Source organism: Mesorhizobium kamtschaticum (assembly GCF_056174585.1).
Map to the genome: position 1 here is coordinate 2125692 of NZ_CM149691.1, position 22146 is coordinate 2147837.

Annotated in this window: 19 protein-coding genes and 4 pseudogenes; 10 read left to right on the plus strand and 13 right to left on the minus strand. The window is 63.4% G+C overall.

Annotated features, from left to right (window positions below; translation table 11 throughout):
* Positions 1 to 45: 45 nt before the first annotated feature.
* The 6 genes and pseudogenes from AC0V7N_RS10470 to AC0V7N_RS10495 all read right to left on the minus strand — a co-directional run bounded on the left by AC0V7N_RS10470 (position 46) and on the right by AC0V7N_RS10495 (position 6025).
* On the minus strand, positions 46 to 552 hold the full coding sequence (locus AC0V7N_RS10470) for an L-2-amino-thiazoline-4-carboxylic acid hydrolase (protein ID WP_475457124.1): 507 nt from the start codon (positions 550 to 552) through the stop codon (positions 46 to 48).
* A pseudogene (locus tag AC0V7N_RS10475) lies at positions 549 to 1333 on the minus strand (ABC transporter ATP-binding protein). Before AC0V7N_RS10475 ends, AC0V7N_RS10470 begins: the two are co-directional and overlap by 4 nt.
* Positions 1330 to 2340 (minus strand): ABC transporter ATP-binding protein, encoded by a 1011-nt coding sequence (locus AC0V7N_RS10480; protein WP_475457126.1) that lies wholly within the window; start codon positions 2338 to 2340, stop codon positions 1330 to 1332. The pseudogene AC0V7N_RS10475 and the gene AC0V7N_RS10480 overlap by 4 nt, the downstream one beginning before the upstream one ends.
* Positions 2337 to 3167: an ABC transporter permease gene (locus AC0V7N_RS10485; RefSeq protein ID WP_475457128.1), complete on the minus strand. Its 831-nt coding sequence runs from the start codon at positions 3165 to 3167 to the stop codon at positions 2337 to 2339. Before AC0V7N_RS10485 ends, AC0V7N_RS10480 begins: the two co-directional genes overlap by 4 nt.
* Entirely contained in the window at positions 3164 to 4150 is a 987-nt protein-coding gene (locus AC0V7N_RS10490) for an ABC transporter permease subunit (RefSeq protein ID WP_496627824.1), read from the minus strand. The genes AC0V7N_RS10485 and AC0V7N_RS10490 overlap by 4 nt, the downstream gene beginning before the upstream one ends.
* Positions 4151 to 4414: 264 nt before the next feature.
* Positions 4415 to 6025 carry an ABC transporter substrate-binding protein gene (locus tag AC0V7N_RS10495; RefSeq protein ID WP_475457132.1) on the minus strand — a complete coding sequence of 537 codons (1611 nt, stop codon included), beginning with the start codon at positions 6023 to 6025 and terminating at the stop codon, positions 4415 to 4417.
* Between the two features lie 369 nt (positions 6026 to 6394).
* Between AC0V7N_RS10495 and AC0V7N_RS10500 the strand changes: the two genes are divergently transcribed.
* Positions 6395 to 7585 carry a M24 family metallopeptidase gene (locus tag AC0V7N_RS10500; protein WP_475457134.1) on the plus strand — a complete coding sequence of 397 codons (1191 nt, stop codon included), beginning with the start codon at positions 6395 to 6397 and terminating at the stop codon, positions 7583 to 7585.
* Positions 7586 to 7781: 196 nt separating this feature from the next.
* On the opposite strand, the gene AC0V7N_RS10505 is transcribed toward AC0V7N_RS10500, so the two are convergent.
* The 3 genes and pseudogenes from AC0V7N_RS10505 to AC0V7N_RS10515 form a co-directional block, all read right to left on the minus strand.
* Entirely contained in the window at positions 7782 to 8198 is a 417-nt protein-coding gene (locus tag AC0V7N_RS10505; RefSeq protein ID WP_475457136.1) for a cupin domain-containing protein, read from the minus strand.
* 4 nt (positions 8199 to 8202) lie between these two features.
* Entirely contained in the window at positions 8203 to 9057 is an 855-nt protein-coding gene (locus tag AC0V7N_RS10510; RefSeq protein WP_475457138.1) for a phosphoenolpyruvate hydrolase family protein, read from the minus strand.
* Between the two features lie 10 nt (positions 9058 to 9067).
* Positions 9068 to 10266, minus strand: a pseudogene (locus tag AC0V7N_RS10515) (Tm-1-like ATP-binding domain-containing protein).
* Positions 10267 to 10317: 51 nt separating this feature from the next.
* Here AC0V7N_RS10515 and AC0V7N_RS10520 point away from each other — a divergent pair.
* The 8 genes from AC0V7N_RS10520 to AC0V7N_RS10555 all read left to right on the plus strand — a co-directional run bounded on the left by AC0V7N_RS10520 (position 10318) and on the right by AC0V7N_RS10555 (position 17682).
* A complete protein-coding gene (locus AC0V7N_RS10520) occupies positions 10318 to 11004 on the plus strand; it encodes a TetR/AcrR family transcriptional regulator (protein WP_475457142.1) in 687 nt (228 codons plus the stop codon).
* Positions 11005 to 11361: 357 nt separating this feature from the next.
* A complete protein-coding gene (locus AC0V7N_RS10525) occupies positions 11362 to 12678 on the plus strand; it encodes an ABC transporter substrate-binding protein (protein ID WP_475457144.1) in 1317 nt (438 codons plus the stop codon).
* A gap of 65 nt (positions 12679 to 12743) precedes the next feature.
* Complete coding sequence (locus tag AC0V7N_RS10530) at positions 12744 to 13649, plus strand: carbohydrate ABC transporter permease (RefSeq protein ID WP_475457146.1); 906 nt, start codon at positions 12744 to 12746, stop codon at positions 13647 to 13649.
* Positions 13650 to 13652: 3 nt separating this feature from the next.
* Positions 13653 to 14609, plus strand: coding sequence for a carbohydrate ABC transporter permease (locus AC0V7N_RS10535; protein WP_475457148.1), 957 nt, complete (start codon positions 13653 to 13655; stop codon positions 14607 to 14609).
* Positions 14606 to 14827, plus strand: coding sequence for a hypothetical protein (locus AC0V7N_RS10540; protein ID WP_475457150.1), 222 nt, complete (start codon positions 14606 to 14608; stop codon positions 14825 to 14827). The genes AC0V7N_RS10535 and AC0V7N_RS10540 overlap by 4 nt, the downstream gene beginning before the upstream one ends.
* Entirely contained in the window at positions 14824 to 15930 is a 1107-nt protein-coding gene (locus AC0V7N_RS10545; protein ID WP_475457152.1) for an ABC transporter ATP-binding protein, read from the plus strand. Before AC0V7N_RS10540 ends, AC0V7N_RS10545 begins: the two co-directional genes overlap by 4 nt.
* A 106-nt stretch (positions 15931 to 16036) precedes the next feature.
* The gene (locus AC0V7N_RS10550) at positions 16037 to 17122 is read left to right on the plus strand and encodes an ABC transporter ATP-binding protein (protein ID WP_475457154.1); all 1086 of its coding nucleotides are present in this window, start codon (positions 16037 to 16039) and stop codon (positions 17120 to 17122) included.
* A 101-nt stretch (positions 17123 to 17223) separates the two neighbouring features.
* The gene (locus AC0V7N_RS10555; RefSeq protein ID WP_475457156.1) at positions 17224 to 17682 is read left to right on the plus strand and encodes a nuclear transport factor 2 family protein; all 459 of its coding nucleotides are present in this window, start codon (positions 17224 to 17226) and stop codon (positions 17680 to 17682) included.
* Between the two features lie 20 nt (positions 17683 to 17702).
* On the opposite strand, the gene AC0V7N_RS10560 is transcribed toward AC0V7N_RS10555, so the two are convergent.
* The 3 genes and pseudogenes from AC0V7N_RS10560 to AC0V7N_RS10570 form a co-directional block, all read right to left on the minus strand.
* Positions 17703 to 18134: a DUF4437 domain-containing protein gene (locus AC0V7N_RS10560; RefSeq protein WP_475457158.1), complete on the minus strand. Its 432-nt coding sequence runs from the start codon at positions 18132 to 18134 to the stop codon at positions 17703 to 17705.
* 144 nt (positions 18135 to 18278) lie between these two features.
* Positions 18279 to 19245 (minus strand): annotated as a pseudogene (locus AC0V7N_RS10565) (AraC family transcriptional regulator).
* Between the two features lie 47 nt (positions 19246 to 19292).
* Positions 19293 to 20279 carry an AraC family transcriptional regulator gene (locus tag AC0V7N_RS10570; protein ID WP_475457162.1) on the minus strand — a complete coding sequence of 329 codons (987 nt, stop codon included), beginning with the start codon at positions 20277 to 20279 and terminating at the stop codon, positions 19293 to 19295.
* A 184-nt stretch (positions 20280 to 20463) separates the two neighbouring features.
* On the opposite strand from AC0V7N_RS10570, the pseudogene AC0V7N_RS10575 reads away from it, so the two are divergent.
* Positions 20464 to 21677 (plus strand): annotated as a pseudogene (locus AC0V7N_RS10575) (MFS transporter).
* 112 nt (positions 21678 to 21789) lie between these two features.
* Here AC0V7N_RS10575 and AC0V7N_RS10580 read toward each other — a convergent pair.
* Positions 21790 to 22137 (minus strand): GFA family protein, encoded by a 348-nt coding sequence (locus tag AC0V7N_RS10580; RefSeq protein WP_475457164.1) that lies wholly within the window; start codon positions 22135 to 22137, stop codon positions 21790 to 21792.
* Positions 22138 to 22146 lie beyond the last annotated feature (9 nt).

A 22146-nucleotide genomic window follows, 5' to 3' on the forward strand; every position in this document is an offset into this window, starting at 1 on the left:
GACTCGGCCTGACCTGAATCTCGACACACCTTAGATCGTCAATGCCTAGCGTGCGTCACGATTCGTCAGCGCGATGTGGCAGCAGCCGGAACCGTGGCCCGGGGTCCAGGTGACATTGTCGAAACGCACGCCGGTCGCCTCGAACAGGCCGCGGTCGAAGGCGCCGGCGATGCGGCAGAGCGTGGCGAGCTTTTCGTCACTGAGCCCGGCCTCGACCCAGGCGTCCTTCAGCGGGCAGCGCTTGACCTTGAAGGCGATGCGGTCATTGCCGCGCTCGACGTCGGTCGGATACATCAGGCCGCCGTCCGGGCTGACCGCCAGGAAGGCCTCACCGATGGCGCGCGCATCGTTGGCGCTGAAGCTGGCGAAGGCGGCTGCCGCCACTTCCTTGCCGCGCTGCTCGATGGCGCGGATCATGATCGCCTCGGCCTTTTCAGCACCCAGCTCCCCGGTCAGTTCGTCGAGGAACAGACGGTAGAGATCGGCGCGGTTGCGGAAGGCGGAATCGAGTTCACGCGACAGCTTCTCGGCTCTGGCTGCGGGGTCGGTCATGAGGCGTCCTGTGTGGTTCTTTTGAGCCTTGGTGCCGCCGCCACCAGCGCCTTGCCGATGGCCGATTGCGGTGCGTCGATGACAGCACGCGCATCGCCGCTCTCGGCAATCCGCCCGGCGTCGAGAAGGATGACGCGGTGGGCGACGGCACGCACCACGCCGAGATCATGCGAAATGAAGAGATAGGCGATCCGTTCCTGGCGTTGCAGGTCGAGCAACAGGTCGAGGATTTGGCCGCGCACCGAGACGTCGAGTGCCGACACGGCCTCGTCGAGCACGATCAGCGATGGTTTCGTGGCGAGGGCGCGGGCGATGGCGACGCGCTGCCGCTGGCCGCCGGAGATTTCATGGATGGTGCGGGGTGCCAGATCGGTCGTCAGCCCGACGCGCTCGAGCAAGGCAGCAATGCGGCGCGGGCGTTCGGCGCGGGAGGCGATGCCATGGATGCGCAAGGGATCGTCGAGCACACGTGCCACCGTGGCGCGCGGGTTGAAGGCGGCAAGCGGATCCTGGAATACCATCTGAAGGCGAGCTCGACGCGCGCGCAAGGCCGCGCCACCCAAGGCCAGGAAATCATTGCCCTCGAATTCAATGGTGCCGGCGTCCGGCTCGATCAGGCGCAGCACCAGCCGGGCGATCGTCGACTTGCCGCTGCCGGAGGGGCCGGCCAGCGCCAGTGTTTCGCCGGGCTCGATATGAAAGAGACATCGTCGACGGCGATGACGGTGTCACCGCCGCGACGGTAGCGCTTGGCGAGGTTGGACACTGCGAGCAGGCTCATGCGTGCAGCCCGGCCCGGTTCAGCAAGGGTGCGGCGTCGAGGCCGATATGGGCGTCCAGCAGGGTGCGGGTGTAGGCTTGCGTTGGAGCGTCGGCAATCTGCGCCGTGGTGCCAAGCTCGACCAATTGACCATGGCGGAGGACGGCGATGCGCTCGGCAAGTTCGGCTGCCAGCGCGATGTCGTGACTGATGAACAGCAGCGTCATGCCGTCCTCGGCCACCAGCTGTCGGATCAAGGCGACGATCTCGGCCTGCACGATGGTGTCGAGCGCGCTGGTCGCCTCGTCGGCGATCAGCAGTTTCGGACCTGCCGCGATTGCCGCGGCGATCGCCACGCGCTGCTTCTGGCCGCCGGAGAGCTGATGCGGGAAGGCGCGCAGGGCCGAGTCTGGATCGGGCAGTCGGACGCGTTCGAGCAGGGTTTTGGCCTTCGCGTATGCCTGGGACCAGGTGAGGCCGAGATGGGTGCGGGCGACTTCGGCGATTTGTTTGCCGACGGTCATGACCGGATCGAGGCTGGCGGAGGGATCCTGGAAGACGAAGCCGATGTCGCGGCCGCCGAGGGGCACTCCACCGCGAAGATGACGAAGTTGGCGCTCTACGGCGCCCCCCTCTGTCCTGCCGGACATCTCCCCCACTTGGGGGGAGATTGCGCTGTCGCCACCGCTTTCGCCAATCTCCAACGCTGCAGAGGGAGAGCCGGCGACGGAGCTGCTGATCTCCCCCCTTGTGGGGGAGATGTCCGGCAGGACAGAGGGGGGCACCTGGACACCCAAGGTTGGTTGTGTTCGCCTGGACCAATCTATGCGACCTCCAACCTTGGCAGAAGCCGGCAACAACCCGGCAATCGCTAGCGCAAGCGTGCTTTTGCCGGAGCCGCTTTCGCCGATGATGGCCAGACGCTCGCCAGCCATGATATCGAGGCCGATATTCCTCAACGCCGCCACCTCACCACCGTTGCGGCGGTAGGTCACCGTCAGATCGCGGATCGACGCCAGGACGGTCACGACAGGCCTCTCCTGACCGCCGTCGTCTCGACGATGCCTTCACCGGCGAGATAGACGCCCAGTACCGTCAGCACCAGTGCTATGCCTGGGACGATCGACAGGAAGGGTGCGGTGCGCAAAACAGTGCGGCCTTCGGCGATCATCCCGCCCCAGGTGACCCGGTTGGGGTCGCCGAGGCCGAGGAAGGACAGCGCCGCCTCGGTGAGGATCGCGGCGGCGACGATCACCGACGACATTGCCAGCACCGGCGGCAAGGCGTTGGGCAGCACCTCGCGAAAGGCGATTTCGAGCGGATGCATGCCGATGGCACGCGCACTGGCGACATAGTCGCGTTCGCGAATGGAGAGCACTTCTGCACGGGCAATTCGCGCCGGCCCGGTCCAGGTGCCGAGCGCTATTGCCGCAACGACGACGCTGAGCGACGGGCCGACGACGCTGACGAAGGCCAGCGCCAGCAGGAAGCTCGGCACCGTCTGGAAGGCATCGGTGATGCGCATCAGCACCTCGTCGACGAGGCCGCCGGCAAAGCCAGCCAGCGTGCCGACCACCGAGCCAATGGCGAGCGCCGCCGCTGCTGCCGCTAGGCCGACAGCCAGGGAGGTACGAGCGCCGTGGAACAGTTCGGCCAGCACGTCGCGGCCGAGCCTGTCGGTGCCGAGCGGCAGCGACCAGTTTTGCAACGGTGGCAGCAGCGCTGGCCCGGCGATGGCTTGTGGGTCGCCGGGAAACAGCAGCGAGGCTGACAGCGCCATCGCGATCAGCGCGGCCAGAAGAATGGCGCCGGCGACGGCCTCGGGCGTGCGCAGAAAACGGCGAACCGGGTTCATGCGCCGGCCTCGCTGGCGCCAACACGCGGATCGAGGAAGGCATAGGCGATGTCGACAAGCAGGTTGATGACGATGACCAGGACAGCGCTGACGAGGATGATGCCCAGCAGCAGCGGCGTGTCGCGTGAAGCCACCGCTTCCTGCGCCAGCCGGCCAAGGCCTGGCACGGAAAAGACACTCTCGATGACGACGCTGCCGCCAAGCATTTGCGCCGATTGCAGGCCGAGCATGGTGACCAGCGGCAGCAGTGCGTTGCGGGCGACATGGGCGAGCACGATGCGGCGGCGCGAAAGCCCCCTGGCGCGGGTGGCGAGCACAAAATCCTGGCGCCAGACTTCAGCCATGCCGGCGCGCATCATGCGCAAATAGAGCGCGAGGTAGATGAAGCCGAGGGCGGACACCGGCAAGACCAAATGGATGGCGATGTCGGCGGCGCGGTCGAGGCCGGTCTTGTCCGAGGCCAGCGTCTCGATACCGCCGATCGGCAGCCAACGCAGGTCTACGGCGAAGACGACGATCAGCACCAGGCCGAGCCAGAAACCCGGCACGGCATAAAGCGCCAGCGAGCCGATCGACAGGAAGCGATCGCGGAAACTTCCGGGCTTGGCGCCGGCATAGATGCCGAGTGCTGAGCCGAGCCCGAAGGACAGCGCGGTGGCGCTGACCATCAGGAGCAGCGTGTTGGGCAGCCGCTCGAGGATCACGTCACGGATCGGCCTGGAGAAGGTCACCGACTGGCCGAGATCGAGATGCAGCAGCGCCCAGAGATAGTTGGCCAGCCGCGTCAGCTCCGACTGGTCGAGGCCCCAGCGATGGCGCAGCAATTCGATCATGCCGGCATCGCCGCCGGTCGAGACGATGTAGGCGTCGACGGCGTCACCGGGTGCGGCTTCGAGCAGCAGGAAGGTGCCGATGACGACGATCAGCAGAATGAAGACGCTGCCGACGAGGCGACGGCGGATGAGGGTGAGGGCGCGGGTCATGGGGGCGTCGAAGGCATGGCACTGAGCCGTCTAAGAGAAATGTCGCGCCGAGGCACCCCCCTCTGTCCTGCCGGACATCTCCCCCTCAAGGGGGGAGATTGGCTGTCATTTTTGGCTTCGCCAATCTCCAACGTTGAGGAATTCGCGGGACAGACAAGCCGCTGATCTCCCCCCTTGAGGGGGAGATGTCCGGTAGGACAGAGGGGGGCCTCGTAGAACTCAACGCCTACGATGTTGTCGCGAACTTTCATCCGCGCGAATGTGTCACGATTCCAGATAGGTGTCCGCCCAGTTCGACACCGCCCAGCGCGGGTTGTTGGCGATGTTGCCCACCGTATCGCGGGCGACGCTGATGAAGCTCCATTCGGCGACGTTGATCAGCGGCAGGTCGGTGGCCACTTCCTTCTGGAACTCCTTGTAGAGGTCGGTGCGGGCCGATGTGTCGAGCGTTTCCGAGGCCTTGGCGATCAGCGCGTCGAGCGCATCGTTCTTGTAGCCGCCCTGGTTGGAGAACGGCACGCCGTCGGGAATGCCGCTCTGCACCAGGATGGTGGTCGAGATCGCCGGGTCGCCGCGGAACACCGGCGGGCCGACGGCGAGATCGAAGGCGTGGTCGGTGTAGACGGCCTTGATGTGCGCGGCCGAGTCGTTGTTGACCAGCTCTGCGTCGATGCCTATGGCGGCGAGCGCCTGGCGCAGATAGTCGCCGAACTGCTTGGTCTCGTTGAAATAGGGCGCCGGCAGCAGTTTCAGCGTAAAGCGCTTGCCGTCCGGGCCTTTCTTGTAGCCGGCCTCGTCGAGCAGCGCGTTGGCCTTGGCGACGTCGAAGGCATAGGTCGGCACGTCGGCGGTGTAGAATTGCGGATCGTTCTTCGGCACTGGGCCGGTGGCGGTGGCGGCATAGCCGAGGAACACCGTCTTGACGACGAAGTCCTTGTCAATGGCATGCGCGATCGCCTGCCGCACCTTCACATCGGCCAGTTCCTTGCGGCGATGGTTGATCTCGACGACGAGCTGATAGGTCAGCCCCTCATAACCCTTGGAGATCACCTTAAGGCCCGGCACCTTGGAGATGCGGTCGAGATCGGCCAGCGGCACGGCGGAAAAAGCCGCGAGCTGGATTTCCTCGGCCTCCAATGCGCTCGCGGCCGACGTGCGGTCGGGCAGGACCTGATAGATGATCTCGTCGAGGTAAGGCTCGTCCTTGCCCCAGTAGTCGGTGTTCTTCGTCAGCCGGTAATATTGGCCGGCCTTGTACTCGCCGAACTTGAACGGCCCGGTGCCGATGGGCGCGTTGTTGGCCGGGTTGTCCTCGATCTTGCCGACCTCGTAGATGTGCTTCGGCACGACGCTGCTCAGCGCCGGCAACGCGTTGCGGATCAGCTGGAACGGCGTCGGCTTGGCGAATTTGAACACGGCGGTGAGATCATCAGGGGTGTCGACGCTGGCCAGATCCTTGAACACGGTGCGGCCGAGATTCTGCAGCGGCTTCCAGATCTGCAGCGCGGAGAAGGCGACGTCGGCCGAGGTGAACGGCTTGCCGTCATGCCATTTGACGCCGTCGCGCAGCTTGAACGTCACGGAGAGCCCGTCGGCGGCGCCTTCCCAGCTCAGAGCCAATCGAGGCGCAAGCCCGTCCTTGCCGTCGAAGGAGGCTTCGGCCAGCGTCTCGACGATCTTGCTGGAGATGAAGAAGACGCCGTTGGAGGCGACGATCGCCGGGTTGAGGTTGCGTGGTTCGGAATCGGCGGCAAGCACAAGCCGGCCGCCCTTCTTCGGCGTCTGCGCCCAGCCCAGTGTCGGCATGGCGGTGGAGGCCAGCAGCATCGCCGAGCCGGCAAGCATTTTGCGTCTCGAAATCGTGAAACCTGACATGATTGAACTCCGTCCTCTCCGCGACCCGGTCGGGCGCGACAACACCCCTCGAATGCCGGCATCGGCATTCTTGCGGTGGTGATTATGAGCCTTGCCGAGGGTTTCGCCAGAGACGGAATTGGCGCATCCTTGCTTGGCTTTGAAATTTTCGTCCGCTGGACCAGTTTGGAAGGACGAGCACAATTCAGCCTATCTGGTAGGACCAGATTTGACGGGAAGGCAACGGATAACGGCTTGGTGACCACCCGGTCGCGCTGTTCGTGGATTTCTGGCTAGACCAGAGTGGGCAAAATGGTGCAGATTTGATCCACGGCTAGCGGATCGGGCGCGGAACGGCCAGTGATCCCAGGCAAATTCAGGGAGAGAGAGATGAACATTGCGCCGGGCAAAAGTGCCGTCAGCACTATTCCGTTCGACGAGGCGAGGGTCGACCGGCTGATGGAGGAGGTCGGCATCGATGTGCTGCTGGCGACCTCCAAGCACAACACGCAATATCTGCTGGGCGGCTACAAATTCATCTTCTTCGCCGCCATGGATGCGATCGGCCACAGCCGCTACCTGCCGATCGTCGTCTATGAAAAAGGCGGGCCGGATCACGCGGCCTATATCGGCAATCGCATGGAGGGCGGCGAGCATCAGAACCATCCGTTCTGGACGCCGACGCTGCACGCCGCCTGCTGGGGCACGCTGGATGCCGCCAACCTCGCCGTCGAACATCTGCAGAAGATCGGCAAGGCTGGCGCCCGCATCGGCATTGAGCCAGGCTTTCTGCCGTCGGATGCCTATGTGCTGATCCGCAAGGCATTGCCGGACGCCAAGCTGATCGATGCGACTGCGATGCTCGAGAGCATGCGCGCCATCAAGACCGATGCGGAGCTGGAGAAGCTGCGCACGGCCTCCGAACTCATCACCGATTCCATGCTGGCGACCATCGCCTCGGCGCACGAAGGCACGACCAAGGCCGAGATGATCGAGCAGATCAGGCGCGAGGAGACCAATCGCGGCGCGCATTTCGAATATTGCCTACTGACCCTGGGCTCTAGCCACAACCGCGCCGCTTCACCGCAGGCGTGGAAGAAGGGCGAGGTGCTGTCGATCGATTCCGGCGGCAATTACCACGGCTATATCGGCGACCTCTGCCGGATGGGCATTCTGGGCGAACCGGATGCCGAGCTCGAGGATTTGCTTGCCGAGGTGGAAACGGTGCAGCAGGCGGCATTCTCAAAGGTCAAAGCGGGCACGCTGGGCGGCGACATGATTTCGCACGCTGAGGGTGTCCTGAAGAAATCAAAGGTGGCGCCCTATACGGATTTCTTCGCCCACGGCATGGGGCTGATCACGCATGAGGCGCCGTTCCTGATGACCAACCATCCGGTGACCTATGAAGGCACCTATGCGGCGAAACCGCTGGAAAAGAACATGGTGCTGTCGGTGGAGACGACGATGCTCCATCCGACGCGAGGGTTCATCAAGCTGGAGGATACGCTGGCGGTGACGGAGACTGCCTACGTGATGTTTGGTGATCGGGGCAGGGGGTGGAACAGGGGTGGTACTGCCTAGCTGATATCGAAGGGCGCTGCCCCCTCACCCGGATTGCCATCCGAATTGCGAAGAGCAATTCGGGGCAATCCGACCTCTCCCCGAGGGGAGAGGAGGGCGCCGGCGTTGACACAAGTCTCTTCTCCCCTCGGGGAGAAGGTGGACGCGAAGCGGCCGGATGAGGGGCCTCCCTGCAATTGAGGGGATGGGAGGAAAGTCAATACCCAGCAGGAATCAGCCTGAAGTCCGGCAGCTCCCGCAATCCCAGTTCCGGTCCGGCGGGCGAGTAAACAACAAACAGCTGCATCGGCCCGTCGCCCGTATTCAGCGTTGAGTGAAACCGGCTCTCCGGCACGTAGATGGTGCAGCCGGGACCGACCTTCGCCACCACCGGATTGCCGTTCTCGTCCTCGACCATCTGTTCGCCGTGGCCCGAGATGACGAAGATGATTTCTTCCGCGCCCGGATGATTGTGGCGTGTGTGGCCCTTGCCCGACGGCAGGTCGACAACGCCGCCGGAAAAACGTGTCGCGCCATTCACTTCCGGCGCCACCGTCAGCGCCAGTCTGCCCCAGTCGAAGCCGAAGGCGCTGACGTCCTTCGGGTAGACAAACACCTTGCTCTTATCGGTCATTTCCTCATCCCTTCTTTTTCTTCTGGTCATGCAACGTCACCGCCTTGAAATCGGCGGTCTGCCTGGCAATCGCGGCTTCCGCCGGCAGCCGCTCCATCGAGCTTGCGCCATAGAAACCATGCAGGCCTTTGCAGCGGTCGAGAATGTAGCGGGCGTCGTCCGGCATCGAGATCGGGCCGCCATGGCAGAGCAGGATGACATCCTTGCGCACCGATCGCGCGGCGTTGGCGATGGCGTCGATCTCGACAACGCAGTCGTCGAGCGACTTGGCTGACGTGGCGCCGATGGAGCCGCCCGTCGTCACGCCCATATGGGCGACAACGATGTCGGCGCCGGCCTTGGTCATGGCGCGGGCTTCGTCGGGGTTGAAGACATAGGGGGTGGTGAGCAGATCGAGCTTGTGCGCCTCGGCGATCATGTCGACTTCGAGTCCGAAGCCCATGCCGGTCTCCTCGAAACTCTGCCGCATGGTGCCGTCGAACAGGCCGATGGTGGGAAAGTTCTGCACGCCGGAAAAGCCCATCGTCTTCAGTTCGGAAAGCAGCAGCGGCATGATGACGAAGGGATCGGTGCCGTTGACGCCGGCCAGCACCGGCGTGTGTCTGACCACCGGCAACACCTCATAGGCCATTTCCTTGACGATCTCGTTGGCATTGCCATAGGCGAGCAGGCCGGCGGCCGAGCCGCGGCCGGCCATGCGGTAGCGGCCGGAATTGTAGATGATGATCAGATCGATGCCGCCGGCCTCCTCGGCCTTGGCCGACAGGCCGGTGCCGGCGCCGCCGCCGACGATCGGCACGCCCTTATCGATCATTCCCCGGAACTTCTTCAATATGTCCTTGCGCGGTATTGCGGGCATTTTCTTGGTCTCACTGTCTGGCGATGTCGAGGAAGGCGGCGGTTGCCGCCTGGGCGAATTCGGGATCGTTGATGTGCAGCGGCAAGCGCGTGACGCGGCGTCTGCCATTCGGCCTGATGGTGCGTTCGATGGCTTCGAACAGGACGGCGTCGGCTTCCGGATCGAAGAAGGCGCCGCCCTCGATGTCGAGTGCGGAGACGCCTTTTTTCCCGGAATGAGAAAATGCACCGGCCCCTCGCAGAGGGCGAGCCTGGCGCCGATCCATTCGCCGATCGCCCGGCATTCCTGTGTTGTCGTTCGCATCAGCGTGACGTTGGAATTGTGCTCGTAGAACAGCCGGCCGCGATAGCGGTCCGGAATGGTCGATGGCGCCCAGAAATTCACCATGTCGAGTGCGCCGACCGAGCCGACATAGGGCAGTTTGCTGCGGGCGATCGCGCCGAAGCGATCCTCCGTTGCCGGCAGTACGCCGCCGAACAGGAGGTCGCAGACCTCGGTCGTGGTGATGTCGATGACGCCGGACAGCAGGCCGCTGTCAGCCAGTTTTTCCATGCTGCGGCCGCCAGTGCCGGTGGCATGGAAGACCATGCAGTCATAGGTCGAGCGAAGCTGGTCGGCGATGGCGGTCACGCAAGGCGTGGTGACGCCGAACATGGTGAGGCCGATCGACGGCTTGCCGTCGGGCGGCGGCGCCGGTCTGGCCGCCATGCCCGCTATCGCCTGGGCAGCATTGTGCAGGACGACACGCGAAAGACAGTTCAGCCCGGCCATGTCGGTCACCGACGGCATCATGATGATGTCGGAGACATCGACATAAGGAGCGGTGTCGCCGGAGGCGAGCGTCGAGACCATGATCTTCGGCAGGCCGAGCGGCAGGGCGCGCATGGCCGATGTGATGATCGAGGTGCCACCGCCGCCGCCAATGCCGATCACGGCGGCGATGTCGTTTCGTGATTGGACGAAGCGGGTGAAGGCAACGCCCATGGCGGCAACCGCGGCGCCACGGTCATCGCCGCCGAGCACGGCCGTGTGGCCGTTCGGGTGATGGCCGGCAATTTCCTTCGCGGTGATGTCGATGGGAATGGTTGCGTCGCGCGTGCCGACGTCGACACGGGAAACGGCGGCGCCGGTAGCGGCGATCGCATCGGCCAGGAAGGCGAGTTCCTCGCCCTTGGTGTCCGCTGTGCCCACGACGTAAATGCGCTTCATGGGCGGTCCCCAGGTCATTGCAAATTTTTGAGACGCGCGTATCGTATTGGTATGGATGTCTCACGTCAACGATCCACTGCAAGCGGCGACACCGAGCGGGGAAGCGGCGAGGCCGCCGAGCGCGGACCTCGGGCGCGGACGAAACGGCTGATGCTGGAGACGGCGACGCGGCTGATGCAGGCGGGCGTCACGCCGTCGGTCAGCGAGGTGGCGGAGGCGGCGGAAGTTTCCCGCGCCACCGCCTATCGCTATTTCCCGAGCCAGGCCGCTCTGGTGCAGGCGGTCGTCGACGAGGGGCTAGGGCCAATCCTGACCTGGCAGTCGACCTCTCCCGATGCCGAACGCCGGGTCGCGGAATTGTTCGACACGGCCATGCCGCGCATCGAGGCTTTTGAAGCAACATTCAAGGCGGCGCTGAAGCTGTCGCTCGATCAATGGGCGCGGCGCCAGGCCGGCACGCTGGGCGGCGAGCCGGCCTTCACGCGCGGTCATCGCGTCGATTTGCTGCAGCAAGCGATCGCGCCGCTCAAGGGCCGATTGCCGCCGCGCGATTTCAAGCGCCTGGCGCAGGCGCTGTCGCTGATCTTCGGCGTCGAGGTGCTGATCGTGCTCAAGGATATCTGGGGGTTGGACAGCCGCCGGACGATGTCGGTTGCGCAATGGGCGGCTGGTGCGCTGGTGCGCGCGGCCATGGCGGAATCGGCGATCGGTGGAGAGATGACGCCAAGCGCAAGATGACATGATCTGGTTCGACCAGATGGTTGAACCAGTTGCTGATCTTAATGGCGATGCGGAGCCGGAAACAAGGGTCTTGCATATCAAGGAGTAGGAAAAACAAGAGAAAACAGACAGATACTGCGCCGGGTGGCTTGTCGGACCACTCGGGATCGCTCAAGAAAGAGCTTGACGTCTATCTGGAATTGGTAATACCAGATCAGGGGCGATAATGCGGATCGAAAGTGAGGGCTGCGATCCATTTTCCGGCAGGGCGAGGAGGCCCGCAACCGGAGAAGTGCCCTCACGGGAGAAACTACCAGGGCCGACTACGCTGCCGGCTCTCATGACAAGGTAGAATGCGCACCAGGGAGGAACATTATGCGCAAGATAATGACCAGCGTGCTTGCTGGTATCGGCCTGACGCTTGCCTACGGAACGTCCGTCCACGCGCAGGACAAGGAACTCACCATTTTCTGGGCGGAATGGGATCCCGCGAACTATCTGCAGGAGCTCGTCAACGACTATACGGCCGAGACCGGTGTGAAGGTCACGGTGCAGACCACGCCATGGCCCGATTTCCAGACCAAGGCCTTCACCGAGTTCAACGCCCATGGCGATGCCTATGACCTGGTGGTCGGCGACTCGCAATGGCTAGGCGCCGGTTCGACGCAGGGCCACTATGTCGACCTGACCGACTTCTTCAACCAGCACAAGCTCACCGACGTGATGGCGCCCGCGACCATCAAGTATTATGCCGAATACCCCGGCGGCTCCGGCAAGTACTGGGCGATCCCGCTGGAAGGCGATGCGATCGGCTGGTCCTACCGCAAGGACTGGTTCGAGGACCCGAAGGAGAAGGAAGCCTTCAAGGCGAAGTACGGTTATGACCTCGACGTGCCGAAAACCTATGCGCAGCTGCGCGACATCGCCGAGTTCTTCCATCGTCCGGACCAGAAGAAATACGGCGTCGCGATCTACACCGACAATTCCTATGACGCGATGGCGATGGGCGTTGAAAGCGCCATCTTCAGCTACGGCGGCGATCTCGGCGACTATGCAAGTTACAAGGTCGACGGCATCATCAATTCGAAAGAGGCTGCTGCCGGCCTCGAAATGTACAAGGAGCTCTACAAGTTCGCGCCTCCCGGCTGGGGGAAGACCTTCTTCGTGGAAGACAACCAGGCGATCACCGGCGGGCTCGCCGCGATGAGCATGAACTTCTTCGCCTTCTTCCCGCCGCTGGTGAACAAGGCCACCAACCCCCATGCCGACGAGACGGGCTTCTTCGCCAATCCAGCCGGCCCGGATGGAAAGCGTTTTGCCGCGTTAGGTGGCCAGGGTATTTCGGTCATCTCGTATTCGAAGAACAAGGACGAGGCGATGAAGTTCCTCGAGTGGTTCATCAAGGACGACACCCAGAAGAAATGGGCCGACCTCGGTGGTTACACCTGCAGCCAGGCCGTGCTGAAGTCGGAAGCTTTTCAGAAGGCCACGCCGTACAACAAAGCGTTCTACGACACGATGTTCATGGTCAAGGACTTCTGGGCGACGCCTGAATACGCCGAAGTGCTCGATCAGCTGAACCAGAACATCTATCCGTTCGTGGTCGGCGGGAAGGGCACCGCCCAGGAAGCGCTCGACAAGACCGCCGCCGACTGGAAGGCGACGTTCACCAAGTACAATCGCTACAAGTAAGCATCACAGTCAGAATGCCGGAGGAGGGTTTCCCCTCCGGCATTCCTGTTTCAGGGAGACGATCGTTGGCTTCGGTAGCCCTCACCCATCTTGATCCTGCTTCCAGGGCGGCCGCGCGCGGCTGGTCGGATCTGACCATCCGCAATGTATTCATCATCCCGACGCTGGCCTTCCTGATCGTCTTCAACATCTTCCCGCTGATCTACTCGCTGGGATATTCCTTCACGAACTTCGCAGCGAACCGCAGCGATCCATGGCAGTTCGTTGGGTTGCAGAATTACCGCGAACTGCTTAGCGACGATCACATCTGGTCGAATTTTGTCATCACGGCGAAGTACGTCATTGTTTCCGTGGCCGGCCAGATGATCGTGGGCTTCGGCCTCGCCCTGCTGCTCAATCGCAGCTTTCCGATGAAGGGCTTGATCACCACACTGCTGCTTTTGCCGATGATGATGTCGGCGGCGGTCGTCGGTCTGTTCTGGCAGTTGCTGTACAGCCCATCCTGGGGGCCTATCAACTACGTCTTCGGCCTGGGCGACTTCGCCTGGCTGTCCGATCCCGACAGCGCTCTCTACGCCGTCGCGATCACTGACATCTGGATGTGGTCGCCGTTCGTCATGCTGCTCGCGCTTGCCGGCCTTTCGGCCGTGCCGCAGCATCTCTACGAGGCCGCCGCGATCGACCGCGCCGGTTGGTGGTATACCTTCACCCGCATCACCTTGCCGCTGGTCTCGCCGATCCTGCTGATCGCGCTGATCTTCCGCACCATGGAAGCCTTCAAGACCTTCGACATAGCCTACACGATGACGACCCAGCCGACCGCCGAGCTCATTGCAATCCGGCTCTACAAACAGGCCTTCCAGCAGTGGGACACCGGCAAGTCCTGCGCGCTGGCCTACATCGTGCTGATCATGGTGCTGGCGATCACCAATCTCTACGTGAAATATCTCAACAAGGTGAAGGAGCGCTAGCCGATGGCCGCTGTCCGTACCACCGGCGGAGTCGCGCTCAACCGTATCGCCATCGTCGCGGTGCTGATCGCGACGCTGATCTTTCTCGCGCCGATCTACTGGATCGCGTCCACCGCGTTCAAGCCGAAGGAACTCGCCATCACGGTGCCGCCGACGGTATTGTTCACACCCGAGATCACGCCGTTCATTCGCCTCTTCACCAAGCGCGTTCAGATGCAGAAAGCGGTCGATCCGCAGGTCTACGCGGCGGCGCCATGGTGGGAGAAGCGCATATATGACGGTGGCGAGCGGGTGCTGAAGGTCGGCAACGACGTGCAGCTTTCGCAATATCCCGACCGATTCGAAAACAGCCTGATTGTGGCGATTGTCAGCACCGTGCTGGCCGTCGGCATGGGAACTTTCACCGCTTACGGCTTCTCCCGTTTCAAGATTGCAGGCGAGGCGGACCTTCTGTTCTTCATCCTGTCGACACGCATGTTGCCGCCGGTGGTCGTGGCCATCCCGATGTTCCTGATGTACCGGCTGGCCGGCCTCAACGACTCGCATATCGGCCTGATCATTCTCTACGTCGCCTTCAACCTGTCCTTCTCGGTCTGGCTGATGAAGGGCTTCATGGACGAGATCCCGAAGGAATATGAGGAAGCAGCCCTGGTCGATGGCTACACGCGCATGCAAGCCTTCTTCAAGATCGTGCTGCCCGAGGCCGCTACCGGCATCGCCGCCACCGCCGTGTTCTGCTTCATCACTGCCTGGAATGAGTACGCCTTCGCGTTGATCATGACGAACCGGCGCGCCCAGACGGCGCCCCCCTTCATCCCGTCGCAGATCGGCTCCGGCCTGCCGGATTGGACCACGATCGCCGCCGGCACCTTCCTGTTCCTGCTGCCTGTCGCGATCTTCACCTTCCTGCTGCGCAATCACCTGCTTCGCGGCGTGACTTTCGGAGCGATCCGCAAATGAGCTTCCGCGCGGTCAATGAGAGATACCTGCTGCCGGCGTCGCAGATCGCCATGGTGCTGGGCATCATCGCGCTCTGCCAGCCGTGGAGCATGAGCCTGCATTCCTATGGCGTAACGATCATCCTGATCGGGCTGATCGGCTTCAACATCACGTCCAAGATCGCGCCGGAACCCAGGGAAGAAACTGGCGCCGCGGCGCATGGGGGAGCCGGGCAGTGACGCAGATCGAACTTCGCGGCATCGAGAAATTCTTCGGCGCCGTTCAGGTCATCCATAACCTAAACCTCTCCGTCGCCGATAACGAGTTCATCGTCCTGCTCGGCCAGTCGGGCTGCGGCAAGACGACGACGCTACGCGCCATCGCTGGGCTAGAGACGATCGACCAGGGCGATATCCTCATTGATGGCAAGGCGGTCCAGCACCTCAAGGCCGCTGACCGTGACATCGCCATGGTGTTTCAGTCATTCTCGCTCTACCCGCATATGACGGCATTCGAGAACATCGCGTTTCCGCTGCGCGCCACGCGCATGAGCGGCGGCGAGGTTGACAAGGCGGTGCGTGAGATCGCCCGGATCCTGCGCGTCACCGACCTGCTCGACAAGAGGCCATCGGCACTCTCCGGCGGCGACATGCAGCGCGTGGCGATCGGCCGCGCGCTGGTGCGGCGCCCGAAGGCCATGCTGATGGACGAACCAATCGGCGCGCTGGACGCCAAGCTACGCGAAGAAATGCGGGCTGAGATCAAGCGCCTGCACGTCAAGCAGGGTTCGACCACCATCTACGTCACTCACGACCAGATCGAAGCCATGAGCCTGGCCGACCGCATCGTTATCATGCATGAGGGCTTCATCCAGCAGGTCGGTACGCCGGATGAGGTTTATTCGCACCCGGCCAACCTGTTCGTGGCCCAATTTGTCGGCAGCCCGGTGATGAATATCGCCGAGGCCAGCGTCACCGAAGGGGCTGGTGCTACCTCCGTCACAGTCGGCGGCGCGCCGGCAGGTTTCGAGTTCCCACCCGAGCTCTTGTCCAAGCTCAACGGCCACGCCGCCAGTGCCGGCCTGACGCTCGGCATCCGTCCCGAGGGTGTGCTCGTCCAGCGTGATGCCGCGCCGGGCTACATGCCGGTGGAGGCGAATATTATCGAGCCGCTCGGCTCCTTCGACATCGTCGACCTGCAGGTCGGCTCCAAGATGCTGCGCGCCCGCACCAAGGCCGGCTATGTTTCGGGCCCTGGCGAGAAGGTCCATGTCCACATCGATCCAGCGCAGGCGCACTTCTTCGACACGGCAAGTGGCAAGTCGCTGGGGGTGAGACTGTGACGGCCGAAGGCCGCAAAAAGCCGCCGATTTGGCTTTTCGAACAGTCGAACGCCCGGAGCCATAGCGGAGGGCAGGCTGCCCTCAAACGGAATCGAGACAACTGACCATGGCCCATATCGAACTGAAGAACATCACAAAGAAGTTCGGCAACCACACGGCCTTGACCGGGCTCGATCTCGACATCGCCGATGGTGAGTTCTTCGTGCTGCTCGGCGAGACCGGGGCCGGCAAGACGACGACGCTACGGCTGATTGCGGGTCTCGAAAAACCCAGCGAAGGCCAGGTCCTGATCGACGGCGTCGACGTTGCCGACTGGGGCGCGGCCGAGCGCGACGTGGCGCTGGTGCTGCAGCAATATTCGCTCTATCCGCGCTACACGGTGCGCGAAAATCTCGAATTCCCGCTGAAGCCGAAGATCCGCCGGCTGCCCGATGCCGAGATCAAGGACCGTGTCGACCGCGCCGCCCGTACACTGCGGATCGAGCATCTGCTCGACCGCAAGACCGACCGGCTGTCGGGCGGCGAGATGCAGCGCGTCTCGATCGGCCGCGCCATCGTGCGCAAGCCGCGCGTGTTCCTGATGGACGAGCCGCTGTCGGCGCTCGACGCCAAATTGCGCGAGGCGCTGCGGACGGAGCTCAAGAACCTGCAGATACAGCTCGGTGCCACCTTCCTGTTCGTCACCCACGACCAGATCGAGGCGATGTCGATGGGCGACAAGGTCGGTGTCTTGAACCATGGTCGCATCGTCCAGACCGGCACGCCGCACGAGATCTACAACAATCCGCGCGACACCTATGTGGCGAGCTTCGTCGGCTCGCCGCCGATGAACCTCATCGACGGCAGATTGGTGAACGGCCGCGCGGTGATGGCACCGCTGAATTTCGAGCTGCCCTTTTCAGGGGGAGCCAAGGCGAGTGCGGCGACCGATGGTCGCCCGCTCGTCTTCGGCATCCGTCCGGAGGATGTCTATCTGGAAAGCGGCGCTCCCGTCGAAGCGCGTGTCCATGATGTCGAGAACCATGGCGTGGAAAAAATCCTGACGCTGCGTGTCGGCGACACGACACTGCGCGCCACGGTGCCGGCCAGGACCGATGTCGCCATCGAGCAGCCGGTGCGCTTCGCCTGGAACCCGGACAAGGTGGTGCTGTTCGACAAGGGCAGTGGGATAAGCCTGCGGCACGCGAGTTGAATGCAGCGGATGCTGCTGCCGCCCTTGCTCGACAAGCCGTCGGCGATGCGCCAAGCTCCGGTTTGCTTTCAATGGTCCGCCAGTCCGATGAGGGATAGCGCATGGTCAGTGCAGTGACGCCCCAGGAGGCGGCCGACCGCCTCGCAATCCGCAACCTGATCGACGCCTATGCTCATTGCGCCGATCGACGGGACGCCAAGGGTCAAATGGCTCTGTTCACGCAAGACACGGCATTTCACGTGTTCATGGACAGCAGGTCCGCCGAACCGACCTATGTCCTCCGCGGCCGCGACGCTCTTGCGCCTGTTTTCGCCGATCTGAACCAGTACCAGGCGACGACGCATTTCAATGGCCAGAGCACGGTCCACCTCGACGGTGACTGGGCAAGTGGCGAGAGTTACTGCATCGCGCATCACCTGACGGTGAAGGGTGAGAGCCGAACCCTGATGCTGGCCTCGATCCGCTATCTCGACCAATTCGTAAAGCTGGATGGCGCCTGGTTCTTTGCCGAACGCAAGTTGATGGTCGACTGGACGGAGACACGCAACTCGCAACCTTAAGCGGCGCCATTGCCGCCTGGCTATTTCTGGAAATAGGTCTCGTAGGGGGTGTCGTTGATCAGCAAGATCACGCACTCCGTGTCGGACAGGCAGGCGTCGTCATGCATCTCGTTGGCCTTCTGGGTCCAGTAGGATCCCGGAGGCAGTTCGACCTTGGTCGCTTCGCCACCTTGCATCTGCCAGTGTGCCCACAACCCCTTTATGACCACGGCGCGATAGTCGGCGGTGTGCGCGTGAACAGGTGCGCGCCAGTTGCCGGGAACCTTCAGCAATGTTCCTGCCGGGCCCTTGGCCCTATCACCCCACAGCGGTCCAAGGCGGTGCGGCTGATCCGGTACTTCGGCGACATAGGGGATCTTGTCGGCCGGCAGATAGCTGTCTTCGAAGGCGAAGGCGCGTTCGGAGACAACCAGCATGGCGGCGAGTGTCAGGATATTCAGGCGACTTGGCATGGCTCTTCTCCCTTGAGCCGACTTTGCCGACGGCTCCTCATTGCTTGGCAACGGCAAGCTATGGCATGCGGTCAGCCCGGCAATGACATTGCGTCCGGAAGACTTGGCAATTCATCCAGACCCGGCAATCTACCCGGTGTGGCCTCAGTGGTCTTCGGAGTTGACTGTGCGCAAATGGCTGGGCGCGGTGCCGACGATCCGCTTGAATGCCCGGCTGAACGATGCTTCGGAACTCGTAGCCCAGTCTCGCGGCCACCACGGATACCCGCATGCGGTCTTCGATCAGCCATTGGCGTGCCTGGTGCATGCGCAGCCGGGCGACATATCGCGCCGGTGTTTCGCCGACGATTGATGTGAACCGTTCGGCGAAGGCCGAACGTGAGGCTCCCATTTCGCGGGCGAGGGCGTCGACGGTCCAGTTCCGGTCGGGCTGACGATGGATGGCCACCAGCACGCGGCCAACGTCCCGATCCCTGATCGCCGCGGTCCAGCCGGTGGTGCCGCTGCCACCGTTCTCCACCCATGAACGGATGATGCTTGCAGCCAACACGTCAGCCAGCCGCGCCAGCATGCCGCCCGAGCCGGCGCGATTGCTTGTCACTTCGCTGGCCATGGCTTCCAGAAGGTGCGGAATGCCCGGCTCGTCCGTCATCAATTCCCGGGCGCGCATCATATCCGGCATCATGGCGAGCACAGGATGCGATCCACCCAGATTGAAGCGCATGCTGCCGCAAAACAGCAGGGTTTTCGCGCCATGGCCGCCGTTCGAGACGGCGTAGACGTTGTCCTGCAACGGCTCGACGCTGTAGCTCTCGATCGGCACGGCATGGACGCCTGGCGCGCTGGCAAGGATGTGCTCGGCGCCGCGCGGCAACAGCAGCGCATCGCCGGCTTTCAGCTCCAGCCATTGCCTGGATGGCGAAAACAGCCAGCATCCACGCCGGCCGATGAAGTGGAACCGCGCCGCCTCGTGGGCCGGAAAGATCACGGCCCAGGGCTCGCCAAGTTCGCAGCGGCCGTAATCGACGCCATCAAGCCGCAATCCGCGCAGCATGTCGGTCAGCGGACCGCCCGCAGCCGGCGAGGCACCCTCGGATGACTTGAAATCCATGCCGGTTTACTAGCTTGGAATCACCAGTCAGTCACGGCCAACATGCGTTAACCGGCCTGGCGGATATCGGCCTGTTCCTCGGCGCGAAGGTGGCTGGGCGCCGAGCCGATGACGCGCTTGAAGGCACGGCTGAAGGCAGCGTCCGATTCATAGCCAAGGCGGGCGGCAACGACGGATATCTTCATCCGGTCGCGGACCAGCCATTGCCGCGCCTGATGCATCCTGACCTGGGTGACATATCTTGCCGGCGTTTCGCCGACGATGGTGGCGAAACGCTCGGCAAAGCCCGAGCGCGAGGCGCCCATCATCCGGGCCAGCGACTCGACCGTCCAGTCATGGTCCGGCTCGAGATGGATGGCGGCCAGCACGCGGCCGATGTCACGGTCCCGGACCGCGGCGATCCAGCCGGAGGAGTCGCCGCAGCCGCGTTCGACCCATGAGCGGATGACGGTGGCGGCCAGCACGTCGGCCAGCCGCGCCAGGATACCGCCGGAGCCGACGCGCTCCATCGTCACTTCGCGCGCCATGGCCTCCAGCAGATGCGGAAGGCCCGGCTCGTAGGCTTCCAGCTCATGCGAGCGCATCACGTCCGGCATCATGCCGAGCAGGGGGTGCAGGCCATCGAGATTGAAATACATGGCGGCGCAGAACAACAGCGTTCCCGGCTGACAATTCTTGTCGCACATCTCCGCGTTCGACGTGCAATAGACGTCCTTGCAAACTTCTTCGAGCTCGTAGCCATGGATCGGCCAGGCCTTCGCGCCGGGTTCGCTGGCGAGCACATGGGCCCCGCCGCGCGGCAGCAGCACCGCATCGCCGGCATTGAGCTCAACCCATTCGCCGGACGGCTGTTTCAGCCAGCAGCCCTTGCGGCCGATGAAATGAAATCGCGCCCCGGGCTGAGCCGGGAATTGGATGCCCCAAGGCTCCTTCATCTCGCAACGGCCATACTCGACACCATCGAGACGCAGCCCGCGCAATATGTCTGTCAGCGGGTCGCCGGTGATCGGAATTTTGGACGAATGGCTAGACATAATGGTGTTTCTAGCATGGAAACGCCAGGGCGTCACTCCCTATGTTGCAGTGCAGCCAAATGCTGCGTCGCAACCAAACCAAGACCGACCTCATAGCCAAGCCGTGACGGCAAGGCATGGAAACGGGTGGAAGCCCCGGGCGGTCATCGCCTATGTGACGCCGCAAACAGATCGGAGACTGACCATGGCCGAACCCGCGACTGATGTCATCGACGCCGCACTTCTGAACCCCGCAGACACCGATGAACGAACCGAGCCGGCATGGGTGCCGTTGTGTCACTGGCGCTTGGGGTGTTCGGACTGGTCACCGCCGAATTCCTGCCCGCCAGCCTGCTGACGCCAATGGCGCGCGATCTCGGCGTCACAGAAGGCGTGGCGGGACAAGCGGTGACGGCAACCGCCATCGTCGCCGCGATCGCCGCGCCGACCATGGCGATCATCACCAGGCGCATGGACCGCAGGCTGGTGATGTGGATGCTGACGTCGTTCCTCATCCTGTCCAACCTTCTCGCCACCTTTGCCTCGTCGCTGCCCATGCTTCTGCTGGCTCGCGTCGTGCTCGGGGTTGCACTCGGCGGCTTCTGGGCGATGTCGGCGGCCATGGCGCTGCGGCTGGTGCCGATGCGGCTGATGCCGCGCGCCATGTCGATCATCCTGACCGGGGTTTCGCTTGCCACGGTCACCGCCGCCCCTGTCGGCGCCTATGTCGGCGACATCTGGGGCTGGCGCACGGCCTTCATGATTGCAACAGTCGTCGCTGCGCTGGCATTGCTGGTGCAGGTAGCGGGCATTCCGAAGCTACCGCCGGTGGGTGTCGCGAGCTTCCGCACCTTGCTCGAGGTGCTGGAGCGGCCGTCGATCCGGGTGGCCCTCCTGGTCGTGCTTCTGGTTGCGTCGGGGCATTTTTCCGGCTTCACCTATGTCCGCCCGTTCCTTGAAAAGGTGCCGGTGCTCGACATCGAGACGATCTCGCTGGTGCTGCTGGCTTATGGCATTGGGGGCTTCTTCGGCAACATCGTCGGTGGCATCCTGGCCGAGCGCAACCTCAAGGCCGCGGTCGCGCTGGCGCCGCTGCTGGTCGCTCTGGCGGCAGCCTCGATGCTGATCTTCGGCGCCTCGCCGACGGTTGCCGCCGCCGCCGTCGCGGCCTGGGGCTTTGCCTTCGGCGCGGTGCCGGTTGGGCTGCAGAGCTGGCTGGTGCGGGCGGCGCCCGACCAGGCCGAAGGCGCCGGCGGCTTGATGGTGGCGACCTTCCAGGTGGCGATTGCGCTGGGCGCCGTCTTCGGCGGCCTGCTGGTCGACCATGCCGGCGTCGCCAGCGCCTTCGCCTATTGCGGCGCTGCAACGCTGCTGGCGGCCGTCGTGGTGTTCCTGCGCGGCCCGAAGCAGGCCGAATAGTCTCCCATCTGTGACTTATCCAGCGGCCCGAGAACCACCACGGTTTTCGGGCCGCTGTTTGTTATGGCGGCGACGAACGAATAGCGGCCGATGCGGCGGCATACCGTTGGCTTTAGACGGCGCGCCCGTCGAAGTCGAAGATCCGCAAGGTGGACGGGTCGAGATCGGCGACGCAGTTGAGGTTGATATAGGCGCTGCGTTCACCGCCTTCGCTGATATCCTCGGCGAACGGGTGGATGCCGCAGCTGCGGCAGAAGCGGTGCGCCATCGTGTGATTGCCGAATGTGTAGGTGCCCAGATCATCGCCCCATGCCAGGACCGTCAGGCTCGCATGCGGGATGGCACACAAGAGCGCGCCCTTGCGCGAGCAGATCGAACAATTGCACCGCACGACGCCGGTCAGCTCCGCCTTGAATTCGAAGGCGATCTTGCCGCAATGACAGCTGCCTTTGTACAGCATCAGTATCTT

Coding starts and splice junctions, on each gene's coding strand:
- AC0V7N_RS10470 (WP_475457124.1), bottom strand. CDS start 552: ATGACCGACCCCGCAGCCAGAGCCGAGAAGCTGTCGCGTGAACTCGAT.
- AC0V7N_RS10485 (WP_475457128.1), bottom strand. CDS start 3,167: ATGAACCCGGTTCGCCGTTTTCTGCGCACGCCCGAGGCCGTCGCCGGC.
- AC0V7N_RS10490 (WP_496627824.1), bottom strand. CDS start 4,150: ATGACCCGCGCCCTCACCCTCATCCGCCGTCGCCTCGTCGGCAGCGTC.
- AC0V7N_RS10495 (WP_475457132.1), bottom strand. CDS start 6,025: ATGTCAGGTTTCACGATTTCGAGACGCAAAATGCTTGCCGGCTCGGCG.
- AC0V7N_RS10500 (WP_475457134.1), top strand. CDS start 6,395: ATGAACATTGCGCCGGGCAAAAGTGCCGTCAGCACTATTCCGTTCGAC.
- AC0V7N_RS10505 (WP_475457136.1), bottom strand. CDS start 8,198: ATGACCGATAAGAGCAAGGTGTTTGTCTACCCGAAGGACGTCAGCGCC.
- AC0V7N_RS10510 (WP_475457138.1), bottom strand. CDS start 9,057: ATGCCCGCAATACCGCGCAAGGACATATTGAAGAAGTTCCGGGGAATG.
- AC0V7N_RS10520 (WP_475457142.1), top strand. CDS start 10,318: ATGGATGTCTCACGTCAACGATCCACTGCAAGCGGCGACACCGAGCGG.
- AC0V7N_RS10525 (WP_475457144.1), top strand. CDS start 11,362: ATGCGCAAGATAATGACCAGCGTGCTTGCTGGTATCGGCCTGACGCTT.
- AC0V7N_RS10535 (WP_475457148.1), top strand. CDS start 13,653: ATGGCCGCTGTCCGTACCACCGGCGGAGTCGCGCTCAACCGTATCGCC.
- AC0V7N_RS10540 (WP_475457150.1), top strand. CDS start 14,606: ATGAGCTTCCGCGCGGTCAATGAGAGATACCTGCTGCCGGCGTCGCAG.
- AC0V7N_RS10550 (WP_475457154.1), top strand. CDS start 16,037: ATGGCCCATATCGAACTGAAGAACATCACAAAGAAGTTCGGCAACCAC.
- AC0V7N_RS10555 (WP_475457156.1), top strand. CDS start 17,224: ATGGTCAGTGCAGTGACGCCCCAGGAGGCGGCCGACCGCCTCGCAATC.
- AC0V7N_RS10560 (WP_475457158.1), bottom strand. CDS start 18,134: ATGCCAAGTCGCCTGAATATCCTGACACTCGCCGCCATGCTGGTTGTC.
- AC0V7N_RS10570 (WP_475457162.1), bottom strand. CDS start 20,279: ATGTCTAGCCATTCGTCCAAAATTCCGATCACCGGCGACCCGCTGACA.
- AC0V7N_RS10580 (WP_475457164.1), bottom strand. CDS start 22,137: ATGCTGTACAAAGGCAGCTGTCATTGCGGCAAGATCGCCTTCGAATTC.